The 14,642-nt window shown below is 72.3% G+C and carries 11 protein-coding genes; 6 read left to right on the top strand and 5 right to left on the bottom strand.

The annotated features are described in order from the left end of the window. Positions 1-21: 21 nt before the first annotated feature. From ACFY1S_RS02530 to ACFY1S_RS02520, 3 genes are read right to left on the bottom strand one after another with little or no spacing between them, the layout of a single operon-like run. Entirely contained in the window at positions 22-4,221 is a 4,200-nt protein-coding gene (locus ACFY1S_RS02530; RefSeq protein WP_387112018.1) for a toxin glutamine deamidase domain-containing protein, read from the bottom strand. Between the two features lie 16 nt (positions 4,222-4,237). Further along, a complete protein-coding gene (locus ACFY1S_RS02525) occupies positions 4,238-4,570 on the bottom strand; it encodes a hypothetical protein (protein WP_387112015.1) in 333 nt (110 codons plus the stop codon). After that, positions 4,567-4,989 carry a YbaB/EbfC family nucleoid-associated protein gene (locus tag ACFY1S_RS02520; protein ID WP_387112012.1) on the bottom strand — a complete coding sequence of 141 codons (423 nt, stop codon included), beginning with the start codon at positions 4,987-4,989 and terminating at the stop codon, positions 4,567-4,569. Before ACFY1S_RS02520 ends, ACFY1S_RS02525 begins: the two co-directional genes overlap by 4 nt. A gap of 79 nt (positions 4,990-5,068) precedes the next feature. On the opposite strand from ACFY1S_RS02520, the gene ACFY1S_RS02515 reads away from it, so the two are divergent. Beyond that, on the top strand, positions 5,069-6,316 hold the full coding sequence (locus ACFY1S_RS02515; protein WP_387112009.1) for an SUKH-3 domain-containing protein: 1,248 nt from the start codon (positions 5,069-5,071) through the stop codon (positions 6,314-6,316). On the opposite strand, the gene ACFY1S_RS02510 is transcribed toward ACFY1S_RS02515, so the two are convergent. Further along, positions 6,313-7,752, bottom strand: a complete 1,440-nt coding sequence (locus ACFY1S_RS02510) for an aldehyde dehydrogenase family protein (protein WP_387112006.1) — start codon at positions 7,750-7,752, stop codon at positions 6,313-6,315. The two genes, ACFY1S_RS02515 and ACFY1S_RS02510, sit on opposite strands and share 4 nt — an antisense overlap. A gap of 139 nt (positions 7,753-7,891) precedes the next feature. Between ACFY1S_RS02510 and ACFY1S_RS02505 the strand changes: the two genes are divergently transcribed. Together ACFY1S_RS02505 and gabT are read left to right on the top strand one after the other, a co-directional pair. Then, the gene (locus ACFY1S_RS02505) at positions 7,892-9,328 is read left to right on the top strand and encodes a gamma-aminobutyraldehyde dehydrogenase (RefSeq protein ID WP_387112003.1); all 1,437 of its coding nucleotides are present in this window, start codon (positions 7,892-7,894) and stop codon (positions 9,326-9,328) included. Positions 9,329-9,331: 3 nt separating this feature from the next. Next, on the top strand, positions 9,332-10,615 hold the full coding sequence (gabT, locus tag ACFY1S_RS02500) for a 4-aminobutyrate--2-oxoglutarate transaminase (RefSeq protein WP_387112000.1): 1,284 nt from the start codon (positions 9,332-9,334) through the stop codon (positions 10,613-10,615). On the opposite strand, the gene ACFY1S_RS02495 is transcribed toward gabT, so the two are convergent. Next, entirely contained in the window at positions 10,612-11,286 is a 675-nt protein-coding gene (locus ACFY1S_RS02495) for a hypothetical protein (RefSeq protein ID WP_387111997.1), read from the bottom strand. The two genes, gabT and ACFY1S_RS02495, sit on opposite strands and share 4 nt — an antisense overlap. A gap of 164 nt (positions 11,287-11,450) precedes the next feature. On the opposite strand from ACFY1S_RS02495, the gene ACFY1S_RS02490 reads away from it, so the two are divergent. Genes ACFY1S_RS02490 through ACFY1S_RS02480 form a run of 3 tightly spaced genes read left to right on the top strand, consistent with a single transcriptional unit; the run spans position 11,451 to position 14,626 of the window. After that, positions 11,451-12,734, top strand: a complete 1,284-nt coding sequence (locus tag ACFY1S_RS02490) for a GAF domain-containing protein (RefSeq protein WP_387111994.1) — start codon at positions 11,451-11,453, stop codon at positions 12,732-12,734. A gap of 42 nt (positions 12,735-12,776) precedes the next feature. Beyond that, positions 12,777-14,282: an aldehyde dehydrogenase gene (adh, locus tag ACFY1S_RS02485; RefSeq protein WP_387111992.1), complete on the top strand. Its 1,506-nt coding sequence runs from the start codon at positions 12,777-12,779 to the stop codon at positions 14,280-14,282. Then, on the top strand, positions 14,282-14,626 hold the full coding sequence (locus tag ACFY1S_RS02480; protein ID WP_387111989.1) for a DUF779 domain-containing protein: 345 nt from the start codon (positions 14,282-14,284) through the stop codon (positions 14,624-14,626). Before adh ends, ACFY1S_RS02480 begins: the two co-directional genes overlap by 1 nt. Positions 14,627-14,642: the final 16 nt, after the last annotated feature.

The raw sequence follows: 14,642 nt of genomic DNA, 5'->3' as shown, positions 1-14,642 counted from the left end.
GCACCAGACCTGGCATTGAAGTCATCGAGCGTTGCCCCCTAGTGTCGACTGCAGTGCCTGCCAAAACAACTGTTGCTCCCGCCGTCGGATTCCTCCCGTGAGCGCACGCTCGCTGGCAGTAAGTGCCCGACCCTCGGCTACCGCAAGCGCTTCGACGTCTCGGCGCACCTCATAGAGCACATGCTCCCAAACCGCGACGGCGTCAATCGCTGCGAGGTGCAGGCGGAACTCAACGAGATGGCCGTTCCCCATTCGCAGCACGGTTTGCACGTCGCGGTAGCCGCTGTCGCGTGGCGAGATGAATCGGTCGTCGAAGCTCACGATCTCGACGTCAGGGTGATCCCGCAGTCGCTCCAGTGCGGCGTACAGATCGTCGAGAGTGCGGAACTCGACCTTCGCTGCCGCCAGGTCAAGCAGCTTGGACGCGTCGCCCTGGTGTTTGTCCATCTTGTCCTCAGCTCGACGTCGGTCCTTGGGCCCTGAGCGCCAGCCCGGCTCACCGACCTGCCGGTCACCGACGTGGGCGAGAGTGACCGCCACCCGGTTCAGTTCCTGCTGGGCGACCGCCGCCGCCACGTAGAGGCTGTCGAGGTAGTCCCGGCGATAGGTGTGATCCGCTTGTCGACGCTTGTCGAATCCCGGTTGGCTCAACGGGTCATCGGACGCCTGGATTGTGGCGCTGATTTGGCGCTGGTCCCTTGTCAGCGGCGTCGGCTGTGGTTGAGGCACTTCCTTCCGGGCCGACCTATCGGGGCCTGCCGCTTCCTGCTGCTCGACGTCGGCGAGCACTTCAGCCAAGGCGTCGATGGCCTGCTGATGACTCGCCAGATGGTGCAGGGTCAATGGTCGGGCCGTCAGCGATTTCGCCAGCTCTGGGGTGCCGAGAATCATCCGTGCCAGGTCAGGTGCCTGTGCCAGTTGGCAAGCCAGCTTCTCGGCCAACTCCGGCTCGTTCGGTGTTGGCTCCCGCCGGACGCTGTCAAGCATGTCGCGGACCCGCTGGTCGGCGAAGAGCCGCACCACATCCCGTGCGTCCGCATCGTCCAGGTTCACCAGGCGCTGGAGGGTGGGCGGGTCGACCGATGCCGCGAATTCGGCCGGGCTCACTCCGGACGCGAACACCTCGTCCAGACTGCCGGCCGACGCGAGCACCTCAGCCGGGTCACGGTCCACCGACGCGGCGTCCCCGCGGGTGGGTCCGTCACCCGCGTCGGGAACCGACCCCGGCCCGTCCAGGAGCAGGTACATCCGGTTGACGTACGGGTCGCCGTGACCGCCGTCGTCCCGCGCCGACGGGTGGGTCGGCAGGTCGGGTCGTTCGCTGAACCGGCCTCGGGGCAGTCCGCCGAGCGGCATGGGCCGGCCGGCGCCGTCGAGCACCAGCGCGTCGATGCCGACCACGTCGGGGTACAGCGGCCGGTCGCGGATGATGCCGGTCTGCGGGTCGACGTAGAGGATCGTGCCGTTCTGGTTGAGCGCCACCCAGGCGTGGGAGCCTCCGCCGGCCCACTCGGTGATCAGGAACGCGTAGCTGCCGTGTCCGCCAAGCAGCATCTGGTCGTGCAGGTTGCGGTAGCCGCGGTCGGCGGCCTGTCGTGCGTACGCCGGGTGCAGCCGTTGGCCGGGCGGAGGGGCGAGCAGCCGCTGGAACCGGCCTCCGGTGACGTCCTCCACCCGGCCGGGGCCGCCGGCTTCGCCTCGGATGGGGCGGCGGGTGTCGCCGTCGAGGTACCCGTCGAAGGTGCGCGGCGCCGACACGCGGGGCCGCCCGTGCACCCACGTCTCGAACATGGACAGGGTGCAGTCCAGGCAGTTGATACCCCGGGTGGCGTCGGCCATCGGCCCACCGTCGTTGAGGAGCCGGAACCAGGCGCCGTGGCGGGGGTCGGCGGTGCGGGTGACGCTGCCGTCCGGGTCGCGGGGCATCTGCCGTTCGACGTCGACCTGATGCAGGGCCAGCGGCGGGCGTAGGCCCCCGGGCTGCCCGTAGGGCCGGGAGTCGTCGATCGGCGGGGGAACGTCGTCGCCGGTGAGCCGGGACGGGCCGCGGACCTCCACCGCACCGAGGGTGAGCGCGCCCACGTCCGTGTTGGCCTGCCGGAAGGCCGCGTCGCTGATGTCGACGACAGCCGGCGCCCGGGCGCCGGCCAGCACCGCGTCGGCCAGGTCACGGCACTTGGTGTACGCGCGCGTCTCGTCGTTCGCGGCCCGCTGCCAGCCGTCGGCCCACCGCTGGTGGCCGGCCCGGTGGAGTTGCCGGGCGTAGGTGGCGTACTCGACGGCCCGGCGGTCGTGTTCGGCGGCCAGGGCGTGCAGTCGGCTGGCTTCGGCCTGCCGGCGGCTGTGTTCGAACTCGTTGCGCCGCGACTCGTAGTAGCCCCGGTAGCGCTGCCGCTCGGCGGCTTCCGCCTCGGCCGCCCACCGGGCCGCGTACCAGTCGCTGGCCTCGATGTCGGACTGCGACGGCGCGGTCAGGTCGCCCAGGACCGATGCCCTGCCGCGCGCCGGGTGGGCAGGTACGCGTCCCGGCCCGAACGGCTGCCACGTCGGTAGGTGCGCTGCCGGCGGCGCCACCCCGGCGGCGACTGTCGGGGCGGGACTGCTCGTCGCCGACGGCGACCATGCGGACGGGCCGGTGACACCGGGGGCCGTCCCCGTGCCGCCGTTGTGCCCGGTGGGCGCGACGCCGGTGGCCGGCGCGCCGGCCTGGTCGAGCGTGCCGGTGGTGGGCGCGGCGACCGAGGAGAGGGTGGGGTCGGTGGCGATCGCTTGCGCGGGGCCGGGCCGGTCGATGGTGAGCTCGTCCGAGGATTGCGCGGCGGTCTCGGTCGGGAGCACCAGGCGACTCGGCTCGTCGCCGATCGTCGGCGACACAGGTGAGCCGGCCAGGTCCGAGACAGTGGGCTGGGTCAGGCCGTACGACACGGCGGTCCGCACGTCAGGGACCGACCCCACGGGTGACGCGGCCGCATCCGCACCACCGACCGCCTGCTGCGCCGCAGCCACCGGCGACCCGGCCACCGGCCCGCCGACAGCGGAGGACGCCGAAAGCGAAGAAGAGACCGATCCCGCCGAAGCCGGTGCCGACGAGGCGGAAGCAGACGATCCCGATTCGGAGGTGTCGGTGGCGGAAGCGGCAGAGCCATCCACAGTGGAGGTTGACAGGGGCGCCAGGGACGGGCCGGTGAGAGAGGCTCCCGCCAGGGAGTCGGCCTGCGCGTCGAGTTTGGCGCGCAGCGCGTGGTCGGTCTGTGCGGTGGCCGAGCCGGTGGCCCCGGAGGCGGCGGCGCGGGCCACGTCCTCCACCGAGGTGAGGCCCTGCCCGGTGGCCAGGCCGGCGGCGGTCTCGGCGAGCACCTCACCTGTCATCTCCCGGCCCAGGTGCTCACCGACCCGAGCGGCGCGACCTGTCGCGTGCCGGCCCAGGCCGGCCAGCGGCGCGACCGCCCCGCCGGCGAGGCCACCGACGGCCGACGCGCCCAGGTCGGTGAGGTCCAGGCCGTGTGCCCGGCCGGTGGAGTTCTGGTACGCCTGGGTGGCCAGCGTGACCCCGGCCTCTTCCGCCGCCTCCTCCAGCCCTTCGCGGGCGGCGCGCCGGGCGAGGCCGCGTACGCCGCCCCGGGCGACCTCCTTGGCTGCCCGTTCCCCCGCCTCCTTCAGCCCGTGTTTGAGGGACTTGCTGGCCAGTTGCCCCATCAGCCGTTTGAAGATCTGCTGGATCAGCAGTCGGGTGGCGGTGACCGCCGCGCCGGCGGCCGGGGAGGCGGCGCCGGCGGTGAGCACGGCCGCCACCGCCACCGTCAGCAGTTCGATGACGAGGATGCCCAGCTCGATCCAGACTTCGAGTTTGGCGCCCTCGATGTCGCAGCCGCACTCCTCGACGAGCCGGCCCAGGTCGCTGGTGACCGCGAGCAGCACCGGCAGGGGCGCGTCGGCATTCTCAGCGATCCCCCGCCAGGCCGCCTCGAACGCCTCGTCGACCGCGCCGACGCCGCCGTACCCGGCGCGTACCTCACTGGCGGCGGCGGCGGCGTCGCTGCGCGGCCCGGCGAGGACGGCGGCGACGGCGTACCAGCGGTCGGCGACGTCCCAGACGGCGCGCTCGTCGCCCTCGGGCCACTGCACGCCGACGACCCAGTCCAGTGCCTCGTAGATCCAGCCGGGCACGTCCCAGGGCGCGTAGTCGAGCGGGTGCGGGATGGGGCTGGGCAGAACGCTCATCCGGATCGCCCCGCTGTCAGCGCCGGTCGGCGGCCCGGTCGAGCCGGGCGGCGCTGCTGCCGTCGGTCTGCACGCTCGCGTCGACCGCGCGGACCACGTCGGTGCCTAGCTCGGTGAGCCGGTGGCCGATGCCCGTCCAGGCCCGCAGCACGGTCTGCTCGAACCCTCGGTAGTTGCGCTCGAACGCCGCGCCGATGTCGTCGCGGCCCCACGGCCGGTTGCCGCTGGCGGCTTCAATCTCGCCGCCCTCCGCGGCCCGGCGGGCTGTCACCGCCTCGCCTGCGAGGGCCAGGTCGGCGCCGCCCCGGCGGGCTCGGTACGGGTCGAGCCACAGCTGCCCGTCGGTCATGCCGGCCCCTCGCGCCGCCCGAGGACGGCCTCGGCGCGCCCGAGCAGCGCGCCGAAATCTCCGGTACGCAGGAACTCGACAGAGCCGGAGCCGGCCGGTACGTGTGCGGCCACCAGATCCCGTGTGGTGTCGCCGGCGGCGGTGGTGGCGGCGTGGACGGTTTCGGTGATCCTGCGACTCAGCGCCTCGACGTCCCGGTTCTGGTAGATGGCCGGGTCCAGCTCGATCGCGACCAGCTCGCCCCGGGCGCCGACTGTCACTGTCACCTGCCCGTCGGCCGACCGCCTGGTCACCCGGACCGCGGCGAGCCGGGCACGCAGTTCGTCCAGGTTGGACCTGAGCTGCTGATACTGCCCGTACACGTCGTCGAATCGGGCCCGTAGCTCGCGATTGACGTCGCGGTCCACGCGTTCGCTCACCGCCCGTTCCTCCCGTCACCGTCGGTAGCCCGAACCATACCGGCCGCCATCGATCCGTGTAGTCCGGTAGTTTCGTTGTGTGATCGACCGTGAACAGGCCGAGCAGCTCGCGGCCACCTGGGCCCGCCGCGATTCACAGCGCCTCGGCCACGAGTGCACGCCTGTGGTCGACGAGTTCGATCTCGGCTACGTCATCACGTCCGTCGTGTCCACCGAGGTGCGGACGGTCCCGGGTGACCTGCCGACGACTGTCGTCGACAAGCAGACCGGGAAGGTCACCACCTGGCCCCGGGTGCCCAGCGACGTGGTGGCGGACATGTACCGGCGCAGTCAGCCGGACGGGCCGACCGCCGCGCGCACCGTCGACCAGTCGAGCCTGCTGGTACGGGAGATCCATCGGATCGCCACCCCGAACACCACGGCGCATCTGACACTCGACGGTCGCATCTGGACGGCGCAGGGCACGAAGGACGCCGTCCCCCTGAACCATCACCCGCTCGTGCGCACCTACCTGGATCAGCTGCCCCCTGGGGAGCTGGTCCGCGGCGGCGAAAGTCACGCCGAGCTGATCGTGGTGTCCGACGTGCTGCACGAGTACGACCACCGGCGGGCCGCCGAGGGCATCGCGCCGATGGGCCGGGCCGAGGCGGCGGCTCTGCTGGAGGGGGCGCGGTTCGAGATCCTCCGGGTGCGGGAGCCGGGAGACCCGGCGGGCGGCCCAGCCGAGCGGCCCTGCGACTCGTGCGTCAACTTCCTGGTGAGCGCCAACGTCCTGCCGGAGTCGACCCGGGCGTACACGGAGACCTGGCTACCGCCGGCGGAGCCCGACCCGGACCCGGGCCGCTTCCCGCCCGAGGTGGCCAACGCGCTGGTGGCGGCCGGTTGGCGACCGCACATCGGTGACCAGCTCATGGCCGCCGCAGCCGTACGGGACGTCACGGCAGTGGCGGGGCGCACCCACCGGCACGCGGTCTTCCCAGCGGCCGTCGAGGCGCTGACCGCGTTCCCCAGCCTGGTGGGCGCCCGGCGCGGCCCCGGCGAGCAGGTGTGGATCTCCCGGTTCGACATCCGCCCGCACATGATCGCGCACACCGCCGACACGCTCGCCGACTTCGGCGCGGTCCTCGGCGTACGGCTCTTCCCGATCGGGACCGAGGGCCAGGACAGCATCCTCGCCGTCGACGAGCGGGGCCGGGTCTTCGCCCTCGACCAGGCCGGTGAGTGGTTCCTGGGCGACACGATCGACGCCGCGTTGACGACCCTGCTGCTCGGCCGCGCCCCCGCCCGGGTGAGCGACGACGGCACCTGGCGCGCCGACGAGGCCTAGAGGGTGAGCCCGGTCAGCACCATGACCCGCGGTTCGGTGTAGTCGTCCATCGCGCTACGCAGCCCTTCCCGGCCGACGCCGCTGCCCTTGACCCCGCCGTACGGAATCTGGTCGGCCCGGTACGACGGCACGTCGCCGACGATCACCCCGCCCACCTCGAGCGACCGGGCGGCAGCGAAGGCCACGTCCAGGCGTCGGGTGAACACGCCCGCCTGCAACCCGTACGCCGAGTCGTTCACCGCCGCGAACGCGGCCTGGTCGTCGGCGACCGGGGCGACCACGAGCACCGGCCCGAACACCTCCTCGGCGACGACCCTGGCGTCGGCGGGCACGCCGGTGAGGACGGTCGGGGGGTACGTGGCGCCGTCCCGCGCGCCGCCCACCTCGACCGTGGCGCCGGCGGCCACTGCCTCGCCCACCCATGCCTCGACCCGGCGGGCGGCGTCCTCGGACACCATCGGGCCGACGTCCGTCGACTCGTCGGTGGGGTCGCCGGTGCGCAGCGCGCGGACCGCCGTGACCAGCCGGGGCAGGAACTCGGCGTGCAGCATGTGGTGCACGTACACCCGCTGGACGGCGATGCACGACTGGCCGGCCTGGTAGTTGGCGAAGGTGGCGATCCGTTGCGCGGCGAAGTCCAGGTCCTCGCCGGACGTCCAGTCGGCGCAGAGCACGGCCGCCGCGTTGCCGCCCAGTTCCAGCGTGACGTGCTTCTGGGGCACCTGCTGGCGGATGGCCGCGCCGACCGGCCCGGACCCGGTGAACGACACCACCGGCAGCCGGGGGTCGGTGACCAGCTCGGCGGCGCGGTCGTTGGGCAGCGGCAGCACCGAGAACATGCCGGCCGGCAGGTCGGTCTCGGCAAGCAGTTCGCCGAGCAGCAACGCGGACAGTGGGGTCGCCGGGGCGGGCTTGACGATGATCGGCGCGCCCACGGCGATGGCCGGCGCCACCTTGTGGGCGACGAGGTTGAGCGGGAAGTTGAACGGCGCGATGCCCAGCACCGGCCCTCTCGGCACCCGCCGGACCAGCGCGATCCGCCCGGTGGCGGCCGGGTCGGTGTCGAGGCGTTGCAGCTCGCCGGAGAAGCGCCGCGCCTCCTCGGCGGCCCACCGGAAGGTGGACACGGCCCGTCCCACCTCGGCCCGCGCCCACTTCACCGGCTTGCCGTTCTCGGCGGTGATCAGCGTGGTGACCTCGTCGGCGCGTTCGGCGAGCCGGCGGGACACGTGGTCCAGGGCCGCCGCGCGGGCGTGCGCGGGCAGGGCCGCGGCCTGCGCGGCCACACCGGCCGCCGCGGTGACGGCGGCCTCTACCTGGTCGGGCGTGGCGATCGTGGTACGCCCCACCGGGCGCCCGTCGTACGGGTGGTGGACGGTCAGCTCACCCTCGCCGGCGGCGGGGCGGGAGGCGACGAAGAACGCGGTGGGCTCCACGCCGAGCAGCGTAGACGAGTCGGCAGTCGACGGAAACAGTCGCAGCAGCCCTTGTCTGCCGCGAATTCAGTGGCCAAGATGGCAGAGAGATGCGATAACCGCCGCAGAACCGCACCCGGCCCCTCGGAGAGATCCCGCCATGAGTGATCAGCAGCAGCTGCGCAACTTCGTCAACGGCTCCTACGTCGAACCGGCCGACGGCGGGTACGCCGACCTGATCGACCCCTGCACGGGCGAGGTGTTCGCGCAGGCCCCGGTGTCCGGCGCCGCAGATGTGGACGCGGCGATGAGTGCCGCCGCCACCGCGTTCGAGAGTTGGCGGGAGGTCACCCCCGCCGAGCGGCAGCGGGCGATGCTCAAGCTCGCCGACGCCGTGGAGGCCCGCGCGGCCGAGCTGGTCGACGCCGAGGTCCGCAACACGGGCAAGCCGCGCCAGCTCACCGCCGACGAGGAGCTGCCGCCGGCGGTGGACCAGTTCCGGTTCTTCGCCGGGGCGGCCCGGTTGCTGGAGGGGCGCTCCGCCGGGGAGTACCTGGCCGGGCACACCTCGTACGTGCGGCGCGAGCCGATCGGCGTCTGCGCCCAGGTCACGCCGTGGAACTACCCGCTGATGATGGCGGTCTGGAAGATCGCCCCGGCGCTGGCCGCCGGCAACACGGTGGTGCTCAAGCCGTCGGACACCACGCCCGTGTCGACGCTGCTGCTCGCCGAGATCGCCGCCGAGTTCTTCCCGCCTGGTGTGTTCAACGTGGTCTGCGGCGACCGGGACACCGGTCGTACCCTCGTCTCGCACCCCACGCCGCAGCTGGTGTCGATCACCGGCTCGACCCGCGCGGGCATGGAGGTCGCCGCCGCGGCGGCCCCCGATCTGAAGCGGACCCACCTGGAGCTGGGCGGCAAGGCCCCGGTGGTGATCTTCGACGACGCGGACGTGGCGGCTGCGGCCGAGGCCATCGCGATGGGCGGCTACTTCAACGCGGGGCAGGACTGCACGGCTGCCACCCGGGTGCTGGCCGGGCCGGGCATCCACGACGACTTCGTGGCGGCGCTCGCCGAGCAGGCCCGCAACACGAAGACCGGCGCGCCTGACGACGCGGAGGTGCTCTACGGCCCACTGAACAACGCCAACCAGCTAGCCCGGGTCAGCGGCTTCGTCGACCGTCTGCCGGACCACGCGGCGATCCAGACAGGTGGTTCCCGGCAGGGCGAGCGCGGCTACTTCTACGCGCCGACTGTGGTGTCCGGGCTGCGTCAGGCCGACGAGATCATCCAGGACGAGGTGTTCGGGCCGGTCATCACCGTGCAGCGCTTCTCCGACGAGGACGAGGCGGTGCGCTGGGCAAACGGCGTCGACTACGGCCTGTCCGCGTCGGTGTGGACGAAGGACCACGGCCGGGCCATGCGGATGACCCGCCGACTGGACTTCGGCTGCGTCTGGGTGAACACGCACATCCCGTTCGTCTCGGAGATGCCGCACGGTGGCTTCAAGCACTCCGGACACGGCAAGGACCTCTCGGTCTACAGCCTGGAGGACTACACCCGGATCAAGCACGTCATGCACAACATCGAGGGCTGACCCATGGCCTCCTCGGAAGAACTGCACAAGCGGCGCGGTGGTGCCGTCGCCCGGGGCGTCGGCAGCGTCATCACGTCGTACGTGGACAGCGCGTCGGGTGCAACGATCACCGACGTCGACGGCAGGGAGTGGATCGACTTCGCCGCCGGCATCGCGGTGACGAGCGTCGGCAACTCGGCGCCGAAGGTGGTCGAGGCGGTCCGCGCGCAGGTCGAGCGGTTCACCCACACCTGCTTCATGGTCGCGCCGTACGAGTCGTACGTGGCGGTGTGCGAGCAGCTCAACGCGGTGACGCCTGGCGGGTTCGAGAAGCGTTCGGCACTGTTCAACTCCGGTGCCGAGGCGGTGGAGAACGCCGTGAAGATCGCGCGGCACGCCACCGGACGGCCGGCGGTGGTGGTGTTCGACCACGCGTACCACGGGCGGACCAACCTGACCATGGCGTTGACCGCGAAGAACATGCCGTACAAGCACCGGTTCGGGCCGTTCGCCGGGGAAATCTACCGGGTGCCGATGTCGTACCCGCTGCGCGACGGCGGGCTCTCCGGCGCCGACGCGGCGGCGCGGGCGATCGAGATGGTCGAGAAGCAGGTCGGGGCGGAGAACGTGGCCGCGCTGCTGATCGAGCCGATCCAGGGTGAGGGCGGCTTCGTGGTGCCGGCGCCCGGTTTCCTGCCGGCGCTGCGATCCTGGGCGACGGCGGCCGGGGTGGTCTTCGTGGCCGACGAGATCCAGACCGGCTTCTGCCGTACCGGCGACTGGTTCGCCTGCCAGCACGAGGGCGTCGAACCCGACCTGGTCGCCCTGGCCAAGGGCATCGCCGGTGGGCTGCCGCTGGCCGCGGTGACCGGCCGGGCCGAGCTGATGGACGCGGTGCACGTCGGTGGCCTCGGCGGCACGTACGGCGGCAACCCGATCGCCTGCGCCGCCGCGCTGGCCACCATCGAGACCATGCACGAGCTGGACCTGGCCGCCACCGCCCGGCGCGTCGAGTCCGTGCTGGTCCCCCGGCTCCGGGCCGCCGCCGAGCGCGATCCCCGCATCGCCGAGGTACGCGGCCGGGGCGCGATGCTCGCCGTGGAGCTGGTACAGCCCGGCACCCTCATCCCCGACCCGGTCGCCACGGCGGCCGTCTCGGCCGCCTGTCACGCCGCCGGCCTGCTCACCCTGACCTGCGGCACGTACGGCAACGTGCTGCGCCTCCTGCCCCCGCTGGTGATCTCCGACGAGCAGCTCACCCGGGGCGCCGACATTCTCGACGGCGCCCTCGGGCGGCCCGACGCCTAGCGGAGCACCTCGACCGTGTTACGGCGGACGAGGTTCTTGCCGGGCTCACGGATCTGCTCCATGGCGGCGGAGTTGAGCAGCACGCAACTGCCCGACGGGCCGGTCACCGTCACGGTGGTCGCCCGGTTGTTGTCCAGGTTGGTCACCCGCAGCCGCGTACCCACCGGGAACTGCCCGCTTGTCGCCGCCGGCCCGGCCGCCTCCTCGAAGAAGGTGATCGCTCCCGGGCACGCCGATCGGGGCGCCGGGCCCGACGCGCCCGGTGACGCGGCTCCGGGGCGTACCGTGCCGGCTGCCGGCGCACCGGCGGCCGGCGGGGCGGCGTCGAGGCGTTCGACCACGTTGCGGCGGATCACGTTCTTGCCCGGCTCCCGCACGAGGTCCATGGCCGCCGCGTTGAGCAGCACACAACTGCCCGACGGGCCGGTCACCGTCACCGTGGCGGCCCGGTTGTTGTCCAGGTTGGTCACGCGCAGCCGTGTACCCACCGGGAAGCGGTCGCTTGTCGCCGCCGGTGCCCCACCCTCCGCCGAGAAGGTGACCGAGCCGGAGCAGACCGACGACCGCGTGGGGGCGGTGCCGGCGAACCCGAATCCGGTCCCGACCGCCACTCCCGCCGCGGCGAGCACCGCCACCGTCGCCGCCAGCACGTGCTTGCGCTGCACCCTCATCGCCAGTCGCTCCCGTCCTCGTGGTGTTCGTCACCGCGTGGTACGGATCGCAGCGCCCTACCGTTCACCCGGTCCGGGCAATCTCTGTGTCTGCCATCGCGGCGACCCGACGGTTGGCGATCGAGGGTGAGCTGCGTCACGATAGGGCCCGAGGAGGTCGCCCCATGGCTGACCCGTGGCTCGCCCTGGAGTTCGGCGTCGATCCGGCCGAGCGGATCGCGCAGGTCGGTGCCGCCCACGAGGCGTTCCTCACCGCCGGCGCCGCGCCACACCGGGTCCGCGAGGTGGTACGCCGCTCGTGGGAACGTTCGGCGCAACTCGACCCGGAGGCCACCCCGCCCGTCGACCTGCGCGACGACGCGCTCGCCGCGTACCGGGCCGGGCATCCACTGGCCCGCGTGCTGCCACTCTTCCGGGACCTGCTCGGAGGCATCGCGCAGGACAGCGCGCACCTGATGGCGGTGTGCGACGCGTACGGGCGGCTGCTCTGGGTCGAGGGGCATCCGGGGGTGCTCCGGCACGCCGAGCGGATGAACTTCGTGCCCGGCGCCCGTTGGGACGAGACCCACGCCGGCACCAACGCCCCCGGCACCGCGCTGGCCGTCGACCACAGCGTGCAGATCTTCGCCACCGAGCATTTCAGCCGACCGGTGCAGCGGTGGACCTGCGCGGCGGCGCCGATCCACGACCCGGCCACCGGGCTGCTGCTCGGTGCTGTCGACATCACCGGCGGCGACAATCTGGCGAACCCGCACAGCCTGGCGCTGGTCCGGGCCACCGCCCGCGCCGCCGAGGCGCAGCTCGCCGCGGACCGGCCGGTCGAGCCGGGCGTCGCAGTGGTGACCGCGCTCGGCCGCGACGAGGCGGAACTGCGCGTCGACGGGCGACGGATCCGGCTCGGCCGCCGACACAGCGAGCTACTGGTGCTGCTGCTGCACCACCCTGAGGGTCGCACCGGCGAACAGCTCGGCCTCGACCTCTACGGCGACGACCGGCTGCACCCGGTCACCCTGCGCGCGGAGCTGTCCCGGTTGCGCCGGGTGCTCGGGCCGGAGCTGCTCGACTCCCGCCCGTACCGGCTGCGCGGCACCGTCCGGGCCGACTTCACCGCCATCGCGGCACGGCTCGACCAGGGCGATGTCGCGGGCGCGCTCGACGCGTACCCCGGGTCGTTGCTGCCCGGGTCGGACGCGCCGGGAGTGGCCCGACTGCGCCGGCTCATCGACGGCCAGCTCCGCGCGGCCGTGCTGGCCAGCGCGGACCCGGCGCTGCTCACGGCCTGGACCGCGACTCCCGCCGGCGCCGACGACCTGGCCGCCTGGCAGGCCCTGGTGCGGGCGTTGCCGGTGGGCACGCCACGCCGGCCGCTCGCCCTGGCGCGCATCGACCAGCTTGCCCGGGAGTACGACCTTCCGCGCGCAACGTGGCTGCAACGTTCTGGAAACTAGCGTCGCCGTCGGCACACCCGCACCACGACGGCGGAGGTAACCATGACGCGCTACGACGCGCCCACCCACTGGCAGTCCCGTTACGACCACTTCATCGGCGGCGAGTACGTCAAGCCGCACGGTGGTGGCTACTTCGAGAACCCCACCCCGGTCACCGGTCAGACCTTCACCGAGGTGGCCCGGGGCACGGCCCCGGACGTCGAGAAGGCCCTGGACGCCGCGCACGGCGCCGCCGACGCCTGGGGGCGTACCTCGGTGGCCGAGCGGGCGCTGATCCTCAACCGGATCGCCGACCGCATGCAGGACAATCTGGAATCCCTCGCGATCGCCGAGAGCTGGGAGAACGGCAAGCCGGTCCGGGAGACACTGGCGGCCGACATCCCGCTTGCCATCGACCATTTCCGGTACTTCGCCGGCGCGATCCGGGCGCAGGAGGGTTCCCTCGGCGAGATCGACGACGACACCGTGGCGTACCACTTCCACGAGCCGCTCGGCGTGGTCGGGCAGATCATCCCGTGGAACTTCCCGATCCTCATGGCCACCTGGAAGCTGGCGCCCGCTCTGGCCGCCGGCAACGCCGTGGTGCTCAAGCCGGCCGAGCAGACCCCCGCGTCCATCCACTACTGGCTGTCGCTGGTGGCGGACCTGTTGCCGCCGGGCGTGCTCAACATCGTCAACGGCTTCGGCGTGGAGGCCGGCAAGCCGCTGGCGTCCTCGGCCCGGGTGGCGAAGGTGGCGTTCACCGGTGAGACCACCACCGGGCGGCTGATCATGCAGTACGCCAGCGAGAACATCAAACCCGTCACCCTGGAGCTGGGCGGCAAGAGCCCCAACGTCTTCTTCGACGACGTGAGCGCGTCCCGCGACGACTTCTACGACAAGGCGCTCGAAGGCTTCACCATGTTCGCGCTGAACCAGGGCGAGGTGTGCACCTGCCCGTCCCGGGCGCTGATCCAGCAGGGCCACTACAGCGACTTCCTGGCCGCGGCCGTGGAACGCACGAAGGCGATCGTGGCCGGCCATCCACTGGACACCGAGACGATGATCGGTGCGCAGGCCTCCAACGACCAGCTCGAGAAGATCCTGTCCTACCTGGACATCGGTCGGCAGGAGGGCGCCAAGGTGCTCACCGGCGGCTCCCGCGCCGACCTGGGCGGCGACCTGTCCGGCGGATACTACGTTGAGCCGACCATCTTCGAGGGCGACAACTCGATGCGCATCTTCCAGGAGGAGATCTTCGGCCCGGTGGTTTCGGTGACGTCCTTCGCCGACCTCGACGACGCCGTCAAGACCGCCAACGACACCCTGTACGGGTTGGGCGCGGGCGTGTGGACCCGGGACATGAACGTCGCGTACCGGGCCGGGCGGGCCATCCAGGCCGGGCGGGTCTGGACGAACTGCTACCACGCGTACCCGGCGCACGCCGCCTTCGGCGGGTACAAGCAGTCCGGCATCGGCCGGGAGAACCACAAGATGATGCTTGAGCACTACCAGCAGACGAAGAACCTGCTGGTCAGCTACTCCACGCAGAAGCTCGGCTTCTTCTGATGTCCGTGGTCTCACTCACCCCCGCGGCGGCCGAGTTGATCAGGTCGCTGCGGGGGCGGCACGGGCCGCTGATGTTCCACCAGTCCGGCGGCTGCTGCGACGGCAGTGCCCCGATGTGCTTCCCGGCGGGCGAGTTCCGCACCGGCTCGTCCGACGTGCTGCTCGCCTCGCTCTCGGTCGACGGGGTGTCCGAACCTGTCGAGTTCTGGATGTCGACATCCCAGTGGGAGTTGTGGAAACACACCACGCTGACCGTCGACGTGGTGCCGGGCAGAGGCAGCGGCTTCTCCCTGGAGGCACCCGAAGGAGTCCGCTTCCTCATCCGCTCCCACCTGGCAGCCTGACCCCCCACCCCCACCC

Source organism: Micromonospora sp. NPDC000663 (assembly GCF_042898105.1).
Lineage (GTDB): Bacteria > Actinomycetota > Actinomycetes > Mycobacteriales > Micromonosporaceae > Micromonospora.
The sequence above is the reverse complement of the archived record's forward strand: the minus strand, read 5'-3'. Positions and strand labels throughout refer to the sequence as shown.

Excerpts from the sequence above, each read along its gene's own strand:
- ACFY1S_RS02530 (WP_387112018.1), bottom strand. The coding sequence starts at position 4,221 with ATGAGCGTTCTGCCCAGCCCCATCCCGCACCCGCTCGACTACGCGCCC.
- ACFY1S_RS02525 (WP_387112015.1), bottom strand. The coding sequence starts at position 4,570 with ATGACCGACGGGCAGCTGTGGCTCGACCCGTACCGAGCCCGCCGGGGC.
- adh (WP_387111992.1), top strand. The coding sequence starts at position 12,777 with ATGACGCGCTACGACGCGCCCACCCACTGGCAGTCCCGTTACGACCAC.
- ACFY1S_RS02495 (WP_387111997.1), bottom strand. The coding sequence starts at position 11,286 with ATGAGGGTGCAGCGCAAGCACGTGCTGGCGGCGACGGTGGCGGTGCTC.
- ACFY1S_RS02480 (WP_387111989.1), top strand. The coding sequence starts at position 14,282 with ATGTCCGTGGTCTCACTCACCCCCGCGGCGGCCGAGTTGATCAGGTCG.
- gabT (WP_387112000.1), top strand. The coding sequence starts at position 9,332 with ATGGCCTCCTCGGAAGAACTGCACAAGCGGCGCGGTGGTGCCGTCGCC.
- ACFY1S_RS02505 (WP_387112003.1), top strand. The coding sequence starts at position 7,892 with ATGAGTGATCAGCAGCAGCTGCGCAACTTCGTCAACGGCTCCTACGTC.
- ACFY1S_RS02490 (WP_387111994.1), top strand. The coding sequence starts at position 11,451 with ATGGCTGACCCGTGGCTCGCCCTGGAGTTCGGCGTCGATCCGGCCGAG.